This window comes from Pseudarthrobacter enclensis (assembly GCF_001457025.1).
In the GTDB taxonomy this organism is placed as follows: domain Bacteria; phylum Actinomycetota; class Actinomycetes; order Actinomycetales; family Micrococcaceae; genus Arthrobacter; species Arthrobacter enclensis.
Genome location: NZ_KQ758601.1, coordinates 496,115 through 510,661, shown reverse-complemented (window position 1 = coordinate 510,661; position 14,547 = coordinate 496,115). Strand labels below are relative to the sequence as shown.

The 14,547-nt window shown below is 67.0% G+C and carries 12 protein-coding genes; 3 read left to right on the top strand and 9 right to left on the bottom strand.

The window, feature by feature from the left end; translation table 11 throughout:
- Positions 1–6 precede the first annotated feature (6 nt).
- Both AS031_RS10345 and AS031_RS20025 read left to right on the top strand, forming a co-directional pair.
- Positions 7–1,380: an NtaA/DmoA family FMN-dependent monooxygenase gene (locus AS031_RS10345; protein WP_058268039.1), complete on the top strand. Its 1,374-nt coding sequence runs from the start codon at positions 7–9 to the stop codon at positions 1,378–1,380.
- Positions 1,380–1,538, top strand: a complete 159-nt coding sequence (locus tag AS031_RS20025; protein ID WP_169793875.1) for a hypothetical protein — start codon at positions 1,380–1,382, stop codon at positions 1,536–1,538. Before AS031_RS10345 ends, AS031_RS20025 begins: the two co-directional genes overlap by 1 nt.
- A 112-nt stretch (positions 1,539–1,650) precedes the next feature.
- On the opposite strand, the gene fdhA is transcribed toward AS031_RS20025, so the two are convergent.
- The 7 genes from fdhA to AS031_RS10310 form a co-directional block, all read right to left on the bottom strand.
- Positions 1,651–2,868 carry a formaldehyde dehydrogenase, glutathione-independent gene (gene fdhA, locus AS031_RS10340; protein WP_058268038.1) on the bottom strand — a complete coding sequence of 406 codons (1,218 nt, stop codon included), beginning with the start codon at positions 2,866–2,868 and terminating at the stop codon, positions 1,651–1,653.
- Between the two features lie 135 nt (positions 2,869–3,003).
- Positions 3,004–4,404 (bottom strand): ferredoxin reductase, encoded by a 1,401-nt coding sequence (locus tag AS031_RS10335; protein WP_058268037.1) that lies wholly within the window; start codon positions 4,402–4,404, stop codon positions 3,004–3,006.
- Positions 4,401–5,705, bottom strand: coding sequence for an aromatic ring-hydroxylating oxygenase subunit alpha (locus tag AS031_RS10330; RefSeq protein WP_058268036.1), 1,305 nt, complete (start codon positions 5,703–5,705; stop codon positions 4,401–4,403). Before AS031_RS10330 ends, AS031_RS10335 begins: the two co-directional genes overlap by 4 nt.
- Before the next feature lie 457 nt (positions 5,706–6,162).
- A complete protein-coding gene (locus tag AS031_RS10325; protein WP_058268035.1) occupies positions 6,163–7,773 on the bottom strand; it encodes an APC family permease in 1,611 nt (536 codons plus the stop codon).
- A 146-nt stretch (positions 7,774–7,919) separates the two neighbouring features.
- Positions 7,920–9,560: a GMC family oxidoreductase gene (locus AS031_RS10320; RefSeq protein ID WP_058268034.1), complete on the bottom strand. Its 1,641-nt coding sequence runs from the start codon at positions 9,558–9,560 to the stop codon at positions 7,920–7,922.
- Complete coding sequence (locus AS031_RS10315) at positions 9,561–11,057, bottom strand: aldehyde dehydrogenase family protein (RefSeq protein WP_058268033.1); 1,497 nt, start codon at positions 11,055–11,057, stop codon at positions 9,561–9,563.
- A gap of 430 nt (positions 11,058–11,487) precedes the next feature.
- Positions 11,488–12,087, bottom strand: coding sequence for a TetR/AcrR family transcriptional regulator (locus tag AS031_RS10310; RefSeq protein WP_058268032.1), 600 nt, complete (start codon positions 12,085–12,087; stop codon positions 11,488–11,490).
- Positions 12,088–12,186: 99 nt separating this feature from the next.
- Between AS031_RS10310 and AS031_RS10305 the strand changes: the two genes are divergently transcribed.
- Positions 12,187–12,579, top strand: a complete 393-nt coding sequence (locus AS031_RS10305; RefSeq protein WP_058268031.1) for a VOC family protein — start codon at positions 12,187–12,189, stop codon at positions 12,577–12,579.
- Between the two features lie 19 nt (positions 12,580–12,598).
- Here AS031_RS10305 and AS031_RS10300 read toward each other — a convergent pair whose 3' ends face one another.
- Positions 12,599–13,195 carry a hypothetical protein gene (locus AS031_RS10300; protein ID WP_058268030.1) on the bottom strand — a complete coding sequence of 199 codons (597 nt, stop codon included), beginning with the start codon at positions 13,193–13,195 and terminating at the stop codon, positions 12,599–12,601.
- Between the two features lie 151 nt (positions 13,196–13,346).
- Complete coding sequence (locus tag AS031_RS10295) at positions 13,347–14,327, bottom strand: ABC transporter substrate-binding protein (RefSeq protein ID WP_058268029.1); 981 nt, start codon at positions 14,325–14,327, stop codon at positions 13,347–13,349.
- Between the last annotated feature and the right edge of the window lie 220 nt (positions 14,328–14,547).

Below are 14,547 nucleotides of genomic sequence, written 5' to 3'. Positions count from 1 at the left end.
AAAACCATGACACAGCACAACCGTGCTAAATCCGATGTCTTCCAGCCCACCGGCCAGATCCAGTTCGGCGTCTTCTTCCAGGGCGTGAACTCCGGGACGATCTGGAAGGCGGCTGAATCGGGCTCGCAGACGGACTTCGAATCGTTCCGCCGGATCGCCCAGACCGCCGAACGGGGGCTGTTCGCCGCGTTCTTCCTGGGCGAAGGGCTTCGCCTGCGCGAGCACCTGGGCCGCCCGCACGCCCTGGACGTGGTGGGCCGCCCGGACGCGCAGACCATGCTCGCCGCGCTCGCCTCCGTCACCCGCAACATCGGCCTGGTGGCCACCCAGAACACCACCTACAACGATCCCGCTGACCTGGCCCACCGCCTCGCCTCGCTGGACCTGATCTCCGGCGGCCGCGCCGCATGGAACATCGTGACCACTGACAACGCGTGGACCGGCGCCAACTTCCGCCGCGGCGGCTACCTTGACCATGCCGACCGGTACAGGCACGCCGAGGCGTTCGTGGAGACGGCAAAACGGATCTGGGACTCCTGGGAGACCCCCGCCGGCCCGGCCCGCCGCGTGCTTCACGAAGGCCAGCACTACACGGTGGACGTGACTCCGCGGCTGCCGCGCAGCGCCCAGTACCGGCCGGTGCTGTTCCAGGCCGGCGACTCGCCCGAGGGCCGGAACTTCGCCGCCCGCCAGGCGGACGTGATCTTCTCCGCGCACCCGAAGTTCGACGACGCCGTGGAGTTCCGCAAGGACCTGGTGGAGCGTTCGGTGGCAGCGGGCCGCGGCGCGAACGCCGTGCAGATCATGCCCGCCAGCGAGTTCATCCTTGCTGCCACTGCCCAGGAAGCTGCGGAGAAGAAGGAATGGGTGCGGAGCCTGCAGATCGGCCCGCAGCAGGCCATCGCGTACCTGGAGCAGTTCTGGGGCCGTGAGCTGTCCGCCTACGATCCGGACGGACCGCTGCCGGAGATCGACCCCGTGGTGGAGGAGACCTCCGAGACCCGCGGCAGCGGCTTCCACGGTGCGAAGGCCCGCCAGCTGGCGGATCAGTGGCGGGCCGAGGCGAAGGACAAGGGGTTGTCGATCCGCCAGTTCGTCACCTCGAAGACGGCCCGGATCGATGCCACGTTCACCGGCTCCTATACGGCCGTTGCGGACCACCTGGCCGAATACGCCCGGACGGGTGCGGTGGACGGGTTCAACATTTCGCCGTGGCTGGTTCCCACCGGGCTCGATGACATCGTCAACCACTTGGTGCCGGAGCTGCAGGAACGCGGCGTGTACCCCACGGAGTACGGCGGCAGCACCCTGCGCGAAAACCTGGGGCTGGACGCGCCGGTGCGTTCGTCCGATGAGGCTGCCGGGGCGGTCCGCGCCTGATGCGCATCACAGGCCTTTGGGGAAGGGTCGACGGCGGCGGGCAGGACAGTGCCGTCGTCGACCCCTCGCCGGGCGTTGCCTTTGCCGGAGCGGGGTCCACGGATGACCCGGCGGGCACCGTCCGGCTGCAGCTGACCGTGTGGGAGCAGTGGGCCTGACTCAGCGCGCCAGTGACGCTTGGCCCATTGAGGACCTAAGAAGGGCCGACGGCGGCGCGTGTGCGCCGTCGTCGGCCCTTCCTTGGGTGGGTGTGGCCTAAGCCGCGGGGGCTTAGTTGCTGCTGAGGTAGCCGTTCGGGTCCAGGACGTACTTCGTGGCGGCGCCGGCGTCGAATTCGGCGTAGCCCCGGGGTGCGTCCTCCAGCGAGATGGCGGTGGCGTTGACGGCCTTGGCGATGTGGATCCGGTCGTGCAGGATGGCCATCATGAGCTGCCGGTTGTACTTCATCACCGGGCACTGGCCCGTGGCGAAGGACAGGGACTTGGCCCAGCCGGTGCCCAGCGAGAGGGACAGGCTGCCCTTCTTGGCCGCCTCATCCGCGGCGCCCGGGTCGCCGGTGACGTAGAGGCCGGGGATGCCTACGGAGCCGCCGGCGGTGGTGAGGTCCATCAGCGAGTTAAGCACGGTGGCCGGTGCTTCCTGGGCGCCGTGTCCGTGTCCGCGGGCTTCAAAGCCGACGGCGTCGATGCCGGAGTCGACTTCCCGGACACCGAGGATCTGCTCGATCTGGTCGGCGGGGTCGCCGTTGGCCACGTTGACGGTTTCGCAGCCGAAGGACCGGGCCTGGGCCAGGCGGTCCTCGTTGAGGTCGCCGACGATGACTACCGCGGCGCCTAGCAGCTGGGCGCTGGCGGCGGCGGCGAGGCCCACGGGTCCTGCGCCGGCAACGTACACGGTGGATCCGACGCCCACCCCGGCCGTGACGGCGCCGTGGAAGCCGGTGGGCAGGATGTCCGAGAGCATGGTCAGGTCCATGATCTTCTCCAGCGCCTGGTCCCGGTCCGGGAAGCGCAGCAGGTTCCAGTCCGCGTAGGGGACCAGCACGTACTCGGCCTGGCCGCCCACCCAGCCGCCCATGTCCACGTAGCCGTAGGCTGAGCCGGGACGGTCCGGGTTCACGTTCAGGCAGATGCCGGTCTTGCGTTCCTTGCAGTTGCGGCAGCGGCCGCAGGAGATGTTGAAGGGGACGGAGACGATGTCCCCGACCGTGATGAACTCGACGTCGGGTCCGGTCTCGATGACTTCGCCGGTGATTTCGTGGCCCAGGACGAGCCCGGCCGGAGCGGTGGTGCGCCCCCGGACCATGTGCTGGTCCGAGCCGCAGATGTTGGTGCTCACGGTGCGCACGATGACCCCGTGCGGGACCTTCCGGCCAACGTTGACGGGATTGACGCCGGGGCCGGCCTTCAGTTCAAACGAAGGATACGGGGTGTCGATGATCTCGACGACTCCGGGCTCCTTGTACGCAACGGCTTTGTTACCTGACATGGGCATGGCTCCTATGGTTGGCGTTGATTGCCACGGAAGGCCTGACGCTGGCTGCATCAGACCTTCCGTGTGGTTCTTGTTCTCACTTGCGTGAATCTTGGGGCTGCGCGGGGCGCCCGCCGCTCCGGGGAACGGCTAGGCGTCGATCACCATGTCGGTGCGCGCGGTGGAGCAGCAGGGAAGGAACTTGCCGGCATCGATTTCCCGCTTGCGGATTCCACCCTGGTGGTTCATGTCGATCTCGCCGGACAGCTTGACCACCTTGCAGGAGCCGCACATGCCCTCCTTGCAGTTGGCGCCGATCCGGACGCCCGCACGCTGTGCCACCTCAAGGATGGGCAGGTCCGGGTCGATCCGCACGTTGATCCCGGTGCGCATGAAGGACAGGGTGAGGCTGCCGGTTCCCACGGTGTCGAAGCTGGACGCATCCGGGGCCGCGGTTTCCGGCGCGGCTTCCGCTGCGGCGGGGGCTTCCCCGTCCGCGGCCACCAGCGGCATCCCGGTGGCCTGCAGGGTTCCGTCCTCGTCGTAGCCGGGCTCGTAGATCCCGAAGGCTGCGGGCTGGCTTTCGAAGTAGTCCTCGGCGGACTCCGCGATTTCCTCTGCGATCTCCTCGGCGATGTCCGCCGCGAGGGCGAGCTCCGCCTGGTATTCCAGGAGGGTCTGCCGGTCGCCGGAGAAAAACTCCATGTAGATGGACGTGTCGTCGACACCCACCTTCTTGAGCAGCTCGGTGGCCGTGTTCAGGTACCCCTCGGGCCCACAGGCGTACACCTGCCGGCCGTTGGCATCAGGCGCCACCTCGTCGATCATCGCCGCGGACAACCGCCCCTTGAAGCCTTCCCACGCCTCGGGCATGCCGCGGTCGCCCAGGGCATAGAAGACCTTGACGCGCGAGTCCACGGAAGCGATGTAGGCCAGCTCCCGGTGGAAGGCGAAACCTCCGGCTTCCGCGCCGTGGTACAGAACCACTACGTCGGCCGTTCCGGGCAGGTCGTGGATGGTCCGCAGCATCGACATGATCGGCGTGATGCCGGCGCCGGCCGCCAGGAAGAGGTACCGTGCGCGCCGGTCAGCATCAGGCAGGTGGAATGCCCCCACCGGGCCCAGCATGTCCAGGACGGTGCCCGGCCGGACGTTCTCGTGCACCCACGGGGAAACCAGCCCGCCGGGGTCCTTCTTAACGGTGACGCTGAAGGTCCACGGTTCCGTGGGGGAACTGGACAGCGAGTAGCTGCGGTCCACCGGCTCCTGGTCTTCGCCGTTCACCGGGAAGGCAATGTTCACGTACTGGCCCGCGCGGAACGCCAGGGGAGCCCCGTCGCACCGGCGGAACACGAACGTCATCATGCCGCCGGCTTCGGGAACGGTCTCGACGCATTCGGCCATGAACTCCTGCGGATGCCACGGACCCAGGGCCTTGGCTGCGCTGGCAGGTCCTTCGAGGCTGCCCATGACCCGGTTCCACGGCATTTCAAGGCCGCGGATGCGCTGCGGTTCCTGGACGGGCGTCTCAGTCAGGGCAACGTCAATCATGCCAAGTGCTCCTGCACCCGCTGCACGTACCAGTTGATGAAGGCCTCCACCTGGTATTCGCTCTTCATGTACGGACCGGGCTCGTAGGCGGGGCTGGCTGCACCCTGCTGGCAGAGTTCCACGAACGCCTTGTCCTGGATGTTGGTCTGCTCCCAGGTGTAGGTCAGCTTCTCGCGGTCGTAGTCGACGCCTTCCACGGCGTCGTCAGCTACCAGCCAGGTGGTGCGGACCAGGGTCTGGTGTTCGTTGATGGGGAACACGCCGAAGGTGATGACGTGGTCACTCTGGAAGTGGAACCAGCTGTTGGGCTGCAGGTGCATGGAGCAGCGGCCCAGGCGGAAGTCCCGCAGGTCGCCGAGCAGCTTCTTGGAGAGCCTGCGCCCGTCGGCCGAGAACGATTCGCCTTCGCCGTCCAGGGATTCCCGGGAGATCCGGATACCGGCGATGCGGGTGTCCAGTTCCTCGACCACCTCGTAGGGGAGGCCGTAGCGGCGGCACCGCTCCTCGAGCGAGGACTGTGCTTCCTTGTTGCGTTCCCAGACCTCCTCGAGGTGGGTGGGGATCAGGCCTTCCGTCAGGCCCCAGGTGGGGAAGAGGGAGCAGGCGAGTTCCGGGTGCCCGTCACAGTGGTAGCACTCACGGTTGTTCTCCATGACGAGCTTCCAGTTGCCCTCTTCGATGATGTTCTGCTGGTAGGCAATCTTCGTCTTGGACAGGTCGTGCGGTGCCAGGTAGGGCTCGAAGATCTTCGAGGTCTCATCGAAGTCCGTGGGCGGTTCGTCGGCGATGCAGACGAAGATGAGTCCGGCAACCTCGCGGCTGTGGGCCTTCTTGAGGGCGAAGCAGTTCTTGTCGAACTTGGCCTCGCCGGGAGCGGAGGCGTGGATCAGGTTGCCCTCGGGGGAGTAGGTCCAGGAGTGGTAGCCGCAGACCAGGTTGCCGGTGGAACCGGTGGATTCGGTCAGGACGCGGGCGCCGCGGTGGCGGCACACGTTGTGCAGGACGTTGACGCCGCCGTCGTCGTTGCGCAGCACGATCAGGGAGTAGGGGCCGTAGTCGACAGTGATGTAATCGCCCGGCTCCGGAAGCTCGGCGACGCTGCCGGCAAAGATCCAGTGCTGGCCGAAGATGGCCTCTATGTCGAGCTTGAAGATCGTGGGATCGGTGTAGAAGGGGGCGTCGAGGGAGTAGCCCGTGCGCCGGAACTCGAACAGCGCAGAGATCTCTGCCAGCTGCTCTGCAGGCAAAGTCGCAGCGAGTTTTCCGCGTGAGTTGAGGGGCACGTTCACTGGAGCAGTCATTTTTTCTCCCGGAGGGCTGGATCAATGTGGCTTTTGGGGACTACGGCGTTGGTGGAGTCAACCGGCGTCGTCTGGGTTTGAAGTTACTCGTTCAGGAGAACGGCGAGGCGCTGGGAAATGTCCTGCGGATGATGCTTGGGAGCGTCTCCATCTTCGGGCCTTTCGCGTGCGTCTTACGCAACAACAATCATTATGTGCAACAGCGTGACGTATGCCACGCGTGCTGTCAAGCTGTTACGCACGTCATCTGGAACAGTGCAGATCAGCGGGCTTTTCGCGGCCCGAAAGCTGTGCCCGCAAAGCGGTTTAGCCGCCCTGCGGAAGGGGGCCAAGAGGTCTCTCCGCGCACCCGGTACGGGCCCGTTCCGGCCTGCGCCGGGCAGCAGGAAAGGGCCGACGGCGGTGCGTGCCGCCGTCGGCCCTTCCCCGGCGCCGTGGCCGGGTAATGATGTGTCCGCTAGGGCACCTTGACCGCTTCATCCACGAGGTCCGGAGACGCCGGGGAGCGGGACGGCTCAGCGCCCTGGGCAGGCTGCTGAGCAGCCTCCCCGGCCGGACCGGAGGAAGGATGCGCCGCCACGGCGGCGGCGTGCTCGGCCAGCACGCCGGTCTGGTGCCGGATCTTCAGCCGGTAGAGCAGGGCGCCGCCCACGGTGACGGCAGCAACGAAGATGACGCCGCCCCACTGCAGGTACCACTCGAAGGGCGGTACGGAGTTGTAGATCTCCTGGCGCGGCCAAATGAGGTTCAGTGTCATGGCACCGCCCCACAGGACGGCCAGGATGTTCACCGGCAGTCCCCATTTGCCCATGCTGAACCCTGCCTCGGACCCCTCGGCGTCCCGGATGGGCCATTTCCGCTGGAACCGCTTGCGCAGCAGGGGAACCGTCACCAGCAGGTAGGACAGGTAGATCAGCACGATGCTGATGCTGGACAGGATGGTGAAGATGGCCGGCTGCATCACGTTGATGAGCAGAGGGACCACAGCCAGGACGCCAATGACGATGGCGGCCACGGTGGGGGTGCGGCGCACCGGGTCCACCTTGCTGAGCTGCCGGCTGAACGGCAAATTGTTGTCCCGGGCCATGGCAAACATCATCCGGATCGCTGCAGCGTGGACGGCGAGGGTGCACACCACCACCGCCACCACGATGCAGACCAGGAAGGCCTTGCCGAACGGGCCGCCCAGGACGCTGAGCACGATGTGCTGCAGCCCGCCGTCAGCCGATCCCACCTTCGGGTCGGTGAGGTCCGGCGCCGCGAGGATGCCGAACAGCAGGATCAGGCCGCCCAGGAGGAAGGATGCCGTGACCGCCCGGAGGATGGCCTTGGGGGCCGTCCGCTTGGGGTCTTTCGTCTCCTCTCCCAATGAACTGGCGGTGTCGAAGCCGTACATGACGTACCCGGAGGCCATGGCGCCGATCAGGAAGACGCCGAAGAAGCCCAGGTCATGGCCCTCGCCAAAGCCGGCAGTGTCGAAGAAGACCTCCGGGCCGCGGACCACGTGCCAGCCCAGGGCGAGGATCAGCAACACCGCGGCGATCAGTTCCACGAAGACGCCGATGCTGTTGATCCGGGTCATCAACTTCACGCCGAACGCATTGATGAGGGTGGAGATGGTGATCATGATGGTGGCCAGCACCACGCCATTCATGGCGAAGTCGAACGGGCCGGTGCCGTCGCCGACGAACTGGAAGCCGGACCACAGCTGCGGCAGCGTGATCTGCAGCGCCAGGGCCACGGATCCGAGGGCCATGATCGAGGACAGCATCAGCAGCCAGCCCGCCAGCCAGGAGGAAGTCCCGGACGCGAGCCGCTTGGCCCAGTTGTAGACCGAACCGGCCACCGGGTAGCGGCCGGCCAGCTCGGCGAAGCAGAGCGCCACCATCAGCTGGCCGACGAAGACGATGGGCCAGGACCACGCATACGCGGGACCGGCCATGGAGAAACCGAAATAGAACAGCTGGAAGACACCGGTGAGGATGGAGATGTAGCTGACACCTGCGGCGAAGCTGGCGAACTTGCCGATGCTGCGGTCCAGCGTCTGGGTGTAGCCGAATTCGTCCATGCCGCTTGAATCAATACTCTTGCTGGGTTCCACTATGGACTCCTAGATCAGAAAAGCACGATGGGAACGGCCGCCCTGGGGTGCGGCGGGATAACGTTCTGCGGGGGCCGGCGCTGTTGGGAACGCGGCCCCCGGCTTTCCGCCGTTCAGGCGAGGGAGGTGCTGAGCTCCTTGTCTTCCCGGGCGTCGGCGCCGGCGCGGTCCGCCTTGATGAGGTCTGCACAGCGTTCGCCGATCATCATCACGGTGATGTTGGGGTTGACCGTGACGTGCTCAGGCATGACGGACGCGTCGGCGACCCGGAGGCCGGTGACGCCTTTGACCCGCAACTGGGGGTCCAAAGGGGACATGCCGTCGTCGGGCGCTCCCATCCGGACGGTGCCCACGGGGTGGTAGACGGTGTTGTGGGTCTTGCGGATGTAGTCCTGCAGCTCTTCGTCGGTCTGGGCCCCGGCGCCCGGCGAGAGTTCGCGGCCGGCCCATTCGGCCATGGCGGGCTGCGCGGCGATCTCGCGGGCCTTGCGGATGCCGGCCACCATGACGCGCATGTCATGGCCGTCGGGGTCGGTGAAGTAGCGCGGATCAACCATGGGCTTGTCCCGGAAATCGCGGCTGCGCAGCCGGACCGTGCCGCGGGACCGGGCATGGGTGACGTTCGGGGTAAGGCTGAAGCCGTTCTCGGTAGTGGGGTAGCCGTGCCGCAGGGTGTTCATGTCGAACGGGACCGAGCCGTAGTGCATCATCAGGTCCGGGCGGTCCAGCCCGTCCTCCGTAGGGGTGAAGATGCCGATTTCCCACCACTGGGTGGAGGCCTGCACCATGGGCTGCTTGGCCTCGAACTGCACCACGCCCTCCGGGTGGTCCTGCAGGTTTTCGCCGACGCCGGGCGAGTCCACCAGGACCTCGATGCCGTGTGCGGCGAGGTGGTCTGCCGGGCCGATGCCGGAGAGCATGAGCAGCTTGGGGGAGTCGATGGCGCCGGTGGACACAACGACCTCACGGTGCGCGGTGAGCCGGTGCGTCCGGCCGAACGCGCCGTCCACCACGTCCACACCGGTGCAGCGCTTGTCCGCGTCGAAGACCAGCTGGCGGGCGCGCAGGCCGGTCAGCAGGGTGAAGTTGGGGCGGTCCACGATGGGGTGGATGTAGGAGACGGAGCTGGAGGACCGGGTGCCGTCCGCGCGGCGGTTGATCTGGAAGAAGTTGGCGCCGTTGACCACGGTGGTGCCGGTGTTGAACTTTGCGCGCGGGATGCCCGCCTGTTCGCAGGCATCCAGGAGGGCGACGCCGGCAGGATCCGCCGGGGGTACGTTCATCAGGTGCACGGGGCCCGAGTCCCCGTGGTGCGGTGCGTCCGGGCCGGCGTCCTCGTTGGTTTCCAGCCGCTTGTACAGCGGCCAGGCGTTGGCGGCATTCCAGCCGGTGGCGCCGTACTTTGATTCCCATTCGTCCAGGTCCTCGCGCGGTGCCCAGAAGGCGATGCAGGAGTTGTGGCTGGAGCAGCCGCCCATCACCTTGGCGCGGGCGTGCCGCATGAAGGAGTTGCCGTTTTCCTGCGGCTCGATGGGGTAGTCCCAGTCGTAGCCGGATTCCAGCAGCTCCATCCAGCGGTCCAGCTGCAGGATCTCGGGGATGTTCCGGTCGTCCGGACCCGCCTCGATGAGGGCCACGGTCACCTCCGGATCCTCGCTGAGCCGGGCTGCCACGGCGGCCCCGGCGGAGCCGCCGCCGATCACCACGTAGTCGAACGCGCGGTCCTCGGCGTCCTCGATGTTGTCGTAGTGCATCTAGTTCTCCTTGCTGTGGTCAGCGAACCAGCCGGTGACCTGCGGGCTGGTGTTCTGGTAGATGTGCTTGGCTTCCTGGTATTCGGCCAGGCCCGTGGGGCCCAGCTCGCGGCCGACGCCGGACTGGCCGAAGCCGCCCCACTCGGCCTGGGGGAGGTAGGGGTGGTAGTCGTTGATCCAGATGGTGCCGTGCCGGAGCCTGCCTGCAACGCGCTGGGCCTTCCCGGCGTCCTGGGTCCAGACGGCACCGGCCAGGCCGTAAATGGTGTCGTTGGCGATGGCGACGGCTTCGTCTTCGGTGCGGAAGGTTTCCACGGTGACCACCGGACCGAACGCTTCATCGGTGACCACGGACATGCCGCGCTGCACCTGGTCCAGGATGGTGGGCCGGTAGTAGAACCCGGCGTCGTACTTCTCCCCGGAAGGCGCCGAGCCGCCGGTCCGCAGCCGGGCGCCCTCGGCGATGCCGCGCTGGACGTATTCGTGGACCTTGGCGCGGTGTTCGGCGGAGATGAGCGGGCCGGTTTCGGCGTTGTCGTCGAAGGGGCCGCCCAGGCGGATGGCTTCGGCGCGGCGGACCAGTTCATCCACGAAACGCTCGGCGATGGATTCCTCCACCACCAGGCGGGCGCCGGCGGAGCAGACCTGCCCGGAATGCACGAACGCGCCGTTGAGGGCGTTGTCCACGGCGGCGTCGAAGTCGGCGTCGGCGAAAATGACGTTCGGGTTCTTCCCGCCGAGCTCCAGCGCGATCTTCTTGACGGTCCCGGCTGCGGCGGCGGCAATGCGCTTGCCGGTTTCCAGGCCGCCGGTGAAGGAGACGAGGTCGACGTCGGGGTGTTCGGACAGCGGTGCGCCGACCTGGGTGCCGGGCCCGGTGAGAAGGTTGGCGACGCCGTCGGGCAGTCCCAGGTCCTTCATGAGCTGGAGGCAGAGGATGCTGGTGGACGGGGTCAGTTCGGCCGGCTTGAGGACGAAGGTGCAGCCGGCCGCCAGGGCGGGGGCGATCTTCCAGGCGGCCTGGAGCAGCGGGTAGTTCCACGGCGTGATCAGGCCGCACACGCCCACGGGTTCGTAGACAATCCTGCTGACGACGTCCGGATTCCCGGCGTCCACCACCCGGCCGGGCTGCTGCCCCGCGAGCCTGCCGAAGTATTCAAAGCAGGCGGCGATGTCATCAATATCGATGCGGCTCTCGACCATCCTCTTGCCGGTGTCCAGCGATTCGGCGCGGGCAAACTTTTCCCGGTGTTCGCGCAGCCCGGCGGCGACCTTGAGGAGGAACGTGCCGCGCTCCGGCGCCGGAACGCTTGACCAGACTCCGGAGTCGAAGGCTGCCCGGGCGGCGGCGATGGCGCGTTCGGCGTCCTCCCTGCCGCCCTCCGACACTGTGGCGACCAGTTCGCCGTCCGCCGGGTTCCGGATTTCCCGGACGGCGCCGGAGGCGGCTGCTTCCCAGGAGCCGTTGATGAAGAGGGTGGATGCTGTTGCTGTCATGGGTCTCCCTTGTGGTGGGTCATGGCGCTTGGTGGGTGGCCTTGGGGCCGGCCGGGGCGTGCACCGGTGGCGGCCAATGGCGTGAAGCCGGTAGGGCGGAGCGGCGCCGGTGATGCGGCGTCTGCCTGTGGGTGGATCGTGGGGTCGGTGCCGCGTCTTCGGCGTAGGTGGTGATGGCGCTTGTCTGCGGAACGGGGGCTGGGTGCCTGCCGCAGGGGACCCGGCTGCCGCCAGGACCCGGGCGGCAGCCGGGAGATCCTCTAGTGGGGCTCGGGGCGGAAAGCGTACAGCCGGACGCTTGCAGCGGGACCCCGGCCGGGTGTGGCGTAAGTCATAGAAGGACAGTAATGCATGTTGAACGACTGTTCAATACTTCTTTGAACGCTCGTTCAAATGTGACGGTCGGGCAGTCCTTCGTGACGTGAGGGGTTTAGCCGCCGGTGCGGGCGGGGGCGAAGGCGATCTCCTCCGTGCGGGCGATGCTTCGCTCGATGGATTCGCTGTCGACGCCGAGCAGGGACGTCAGCCACATCCCGTTCTGGATGACCACGATGTCCGACGCCCGGTCCCGGCACTCGTCCCAGGAAAGGGTAGGCATGGCGTTGGAGACAAGCGCGGCCAAGCCGTCGATGTACCTGTCGAAGGCGGCCGCGTTAATCTCTGCATAGCCCTCGTCCGCCCGGGCCAGCGCCCAGAGGTGCAGGCGCAAGGATAGGTACTTGGTGGTGAGCAGGTCAGCGCCTGCCACCCGGCGCAGGGCCGTACGCAGTTGTTCGTCGGGGGATAACTCCGGATCCGGGGTCACCAACAGGAGGTCATGCTCATCAACACGGTGCAGGGCGGCCCGGATCAGGCTCGTCTTGTCGTCGTAGTAGTAGTTGACCAGGCCCAGTGCGACACCTGCCTCCCGGGCCACCGACCGCATGCTCACGCCGGCAATGCCGTGCCGGGAGAGCAGGTCGAGGGCAGCTTCGAGGATGCGGGACTGCCTGTCGAGCTGCTCGCCTGAGTTCACGGTGTTGGTCCCCATCTGGCCAGACTATTGCCAAACCTCCCGGCAACGCACTTTCCCCGTCCTGTGGTGGACGCGGGGGTGACGTGATCGGCGGCGCAGCCGTAACATCACTGCATGGAACCGCGGCTTTTCGCGTACCTGAGCTACCCCGATGCGCCGGCTGCGCTCGACTGGCTGCAGGCTGTGGGGTTCGACGTCGTCAGGCGCCAGGACGGTCCGGATGGAACCGTGGTCCACTCAGAGGTCCGGATGGGAGACGCTGTCCTCATGGTGGCCGGCGATGATGCGGACTACCAGCGGGCGCCCCTGGTGGGCCGGTCCACGGGACAGGGCCTCTACCTTTACCTGGACGACGTCGACGCATTCTTCGCCAGGGCCCTTGCCGCTGGTGCAAGACCGGTCATCGAACCGGAGGACACCGAGTGGGGTTCCCGCCGCTGCCGGGTCCTGGACCCCCAGGGCCGTGAATGGAGCGCGGGGTCCTATGAGCCTGGGGCCGCCTGGTGACGGGCAGCCACTTCCGGCGTCAGTCGACGACGTCGGCCATATCGTCGAACACCATGTAGTCGCCGTGGGCGGGCTGGAAGCCGAAGCTCTTCCAGTAACGCCGCAGGGACTCCTTTGCTGCGTCATGCGCGGGGGTTCCCGCTTCAGGGCCGTCGGGTGCGGCAGCCGGGGTTGCCTCCAGGACCACTTTGGACGCGGACCGGCCGATGCTGCTCAGGATGGCTTTGAGGATGGTGTGCCCCAGCTTGTTTCCCCGGAACGCCGGGGCCACGTGCAGGGCGGAAAGGATCAGCAGGTCCCCGCCCAGGCCCAGGTCCTTGACCAGGTCCGGGCGGTTGATCGCGAGCATCTCCCCGACGCCGGCCACGTCCTGGTTCACCGCATCCAGGGTCAGGAAGAGGTCGATGATCCCGGCGCTCGGGACAACGTACAGCTGAGCCCGGCCCACGGACACTTCCGCACCGTCGCCGCCGTCGTCCTCGTTGTCCCAGGCGCGGCCTGAGACCTCCACCGTCCAGACAAGCGGGTAGTCCTCCGGGTCATGGTGGACGCCCGGCACGCCGCGGAACCGGCAACGGTAGTCGAAGGTCAGGTATTCGGGGAGAAGGTCTGCCACGGAACTCCTTGCAACGCCAGGCTGAGTGGCCCTTTGCGGTCCACAGCCCCAGCCTAGGCACGGCTGGCCCGCTGCGCTACGGTGCCCGGACGCGAAGGATCCCCGCCCCGATGTCCAGCACCCGGGCGGGGATCCATTCGTCGGCAGGCCGTTACTTCTTGGGAAGGCCTGCCGGGTTCAGTTCGGACCTGGGGATTGCCTCGGAGGACAGGCCCCAGCGGTCCAGGATTTTGGCATAGGTGCCGTCGTCGATCAGGTGGTTCAGGGCGGTCTGCGCTGCTACGGCCAGGCCGTTGCCTTTCTTGGTGGTGAAGGCAATCTCGGCCTTCAGGGGCCAACCGCCCTCCAGGGTGCCCACCTGCTTGGTCTTCCCGTCCTTTGCCGCCTTGTAGGCAGCGCCGGCGTTGGGACCGAAGGTCAGGTCCGCGCGGCCGGACTGGATGGCGAGCGTGGAGGCTGAGTCGTCGTCGTAATACTGGAATTCCACCGGCTTAAGCCCGTTCTTCTTGTTTTCCTCGTCCCAGCGCACCAGGATCGCCTCCTGGTTAGTACCGGAACCGACGATGACGCGCTTGCCGGCCACGTCCTTGGCCTCCTTGACCTCGGTGATGTCCGAGTCACTCTTGGCGTAGAAGCCCAGCAGGTCGTTGCGGTAGGTGGCGAAGTCGAACTTCTCCTTCCGCGCCTCGGTGACGGTGACGTTCGAGAGGACGGCCTCGTACTTGGCCGACTCGATGCCCAGCGGCCAGTCAGCCCAGGCCACCGGTAGGACCTCGACCTGCAGGCCCAGGGATTCGCCCACGGCGTAGGCGATGTCCACTTCGCTGCCAATGAGGGTCTTGTTGTCAGAGGCGAACGTGCTCAGCGGGGCCGTGCCACCAGTGGTCACCACCGTCAGCTTGCCATCGGCCTTGATGGCGTCGGGAACCTGAGCCGCGGCGGGCTGGTAGGCGTCGACCTTGAACCGGTCCTGCTCGGGGGACAGGTTGAACGTCTTGCCGGCCGCGGTGGCGGTTGCTTCCGACGTCGGTGCCGTCGCCGCCGATGCGCCCGGATCGGCGCACGCCGCGAGGCCCAGCAGGGACGCCGCCAGCGCAGCGATGACGGCCGGTTTCGGCTTGAGGGGAGCCATGGTTGTCCTCCTTGGACGGGGTGGTGGATGCGGTGGATGATGCGCGTTGCAGCAACTATCCGGGAGCGTCGCAGGCAGAATCAAAGGCCCCCGCAACGGGGCGAGACAGGGGGTAACGGCAAGTCACCGGAGGACCGCTGCTGTCACAATCCGGGCCTCCCGACGGCTGAAAACCAAGTAGTCCTTGCCTTCCGCGGCTCCGGAAAACGAGTACCTTGGC

Coding starts and splice junctions, on each gene's coding strand:
- AS031_RS10345 (WP_058268039.1), top strand. CDS start 7: ATGACACAGCACAACCGTGCTAAATCCGATGTCTTCCAGCCCACCGGC.
- AS031_RS20025 (WP_169793875.1), top strand. CDS start 1,380: ATGCGCATCACAGGCCTTTGGGGAAGGGTCGACGGCGGCGGGCAGGAC.
- fdhA (WP_058268038.1), bottom strand. CDS start 2,868: ATGTCAGGTAACAAAGCCGTTGCGTACAAGGAGCCCGGAGTCGTCGAG.
- AS031_RS10335 (WP_058268037.1), bottom strand. CDS start 4,404: ATGATTGACGTTGCCCTGACTGAGACGCCCGTCCAGGAACCGCAGCGC.
- AS031_RS10330 (WP_058268036.1), bottom strand. CDS start 5,705: ATGACTGCTCCAGTGAACGTGCCCCTCAACTCACGCGGAAAACTCGCT.
- AS031_RS10325 (WP_058268035.1), bottom strand. CDS start 7,773: ATGGACGAATTCGGCTACACCCAGACGCTGGACCGCAGCATCGGCAAG.
- AS031_RS10320 (WP_058268034.1), bottom strand. CDS start 9,560: ATGCACTACGACAACATCGAGGACGCCGAGGACCGCGCGTTCGACTAC.
- AS031_RS10315 (WP_058268033.1), bottom strand. CDS start 11,057: ATGACAGCAACAGCATCCACCCTCTTCATCAACGGCTCCTGGGAAGCA.
- AS031_RS10310 (WP_058268032.1), bottom strand. CDS start 12,087: ATGGGGACCAACACCGTGAACTCAGGCGAGCAGCTCGACAGGCAGTCC.
- AS031_RS10305 (WP_058268031.1), top strand. CDS start 12,187: ATGGAACCGCGGCTTTTCGCGTACCTGAGCTACCCCGATGCGCCGGCT.
- AS031_RS10295 (WP_058268029.1), bottom strand. CDS start 14,327: ATGGCTCCCCTCAAGCCGAAACCGGCCGTCATCGCTGCGCTGGCGGCG.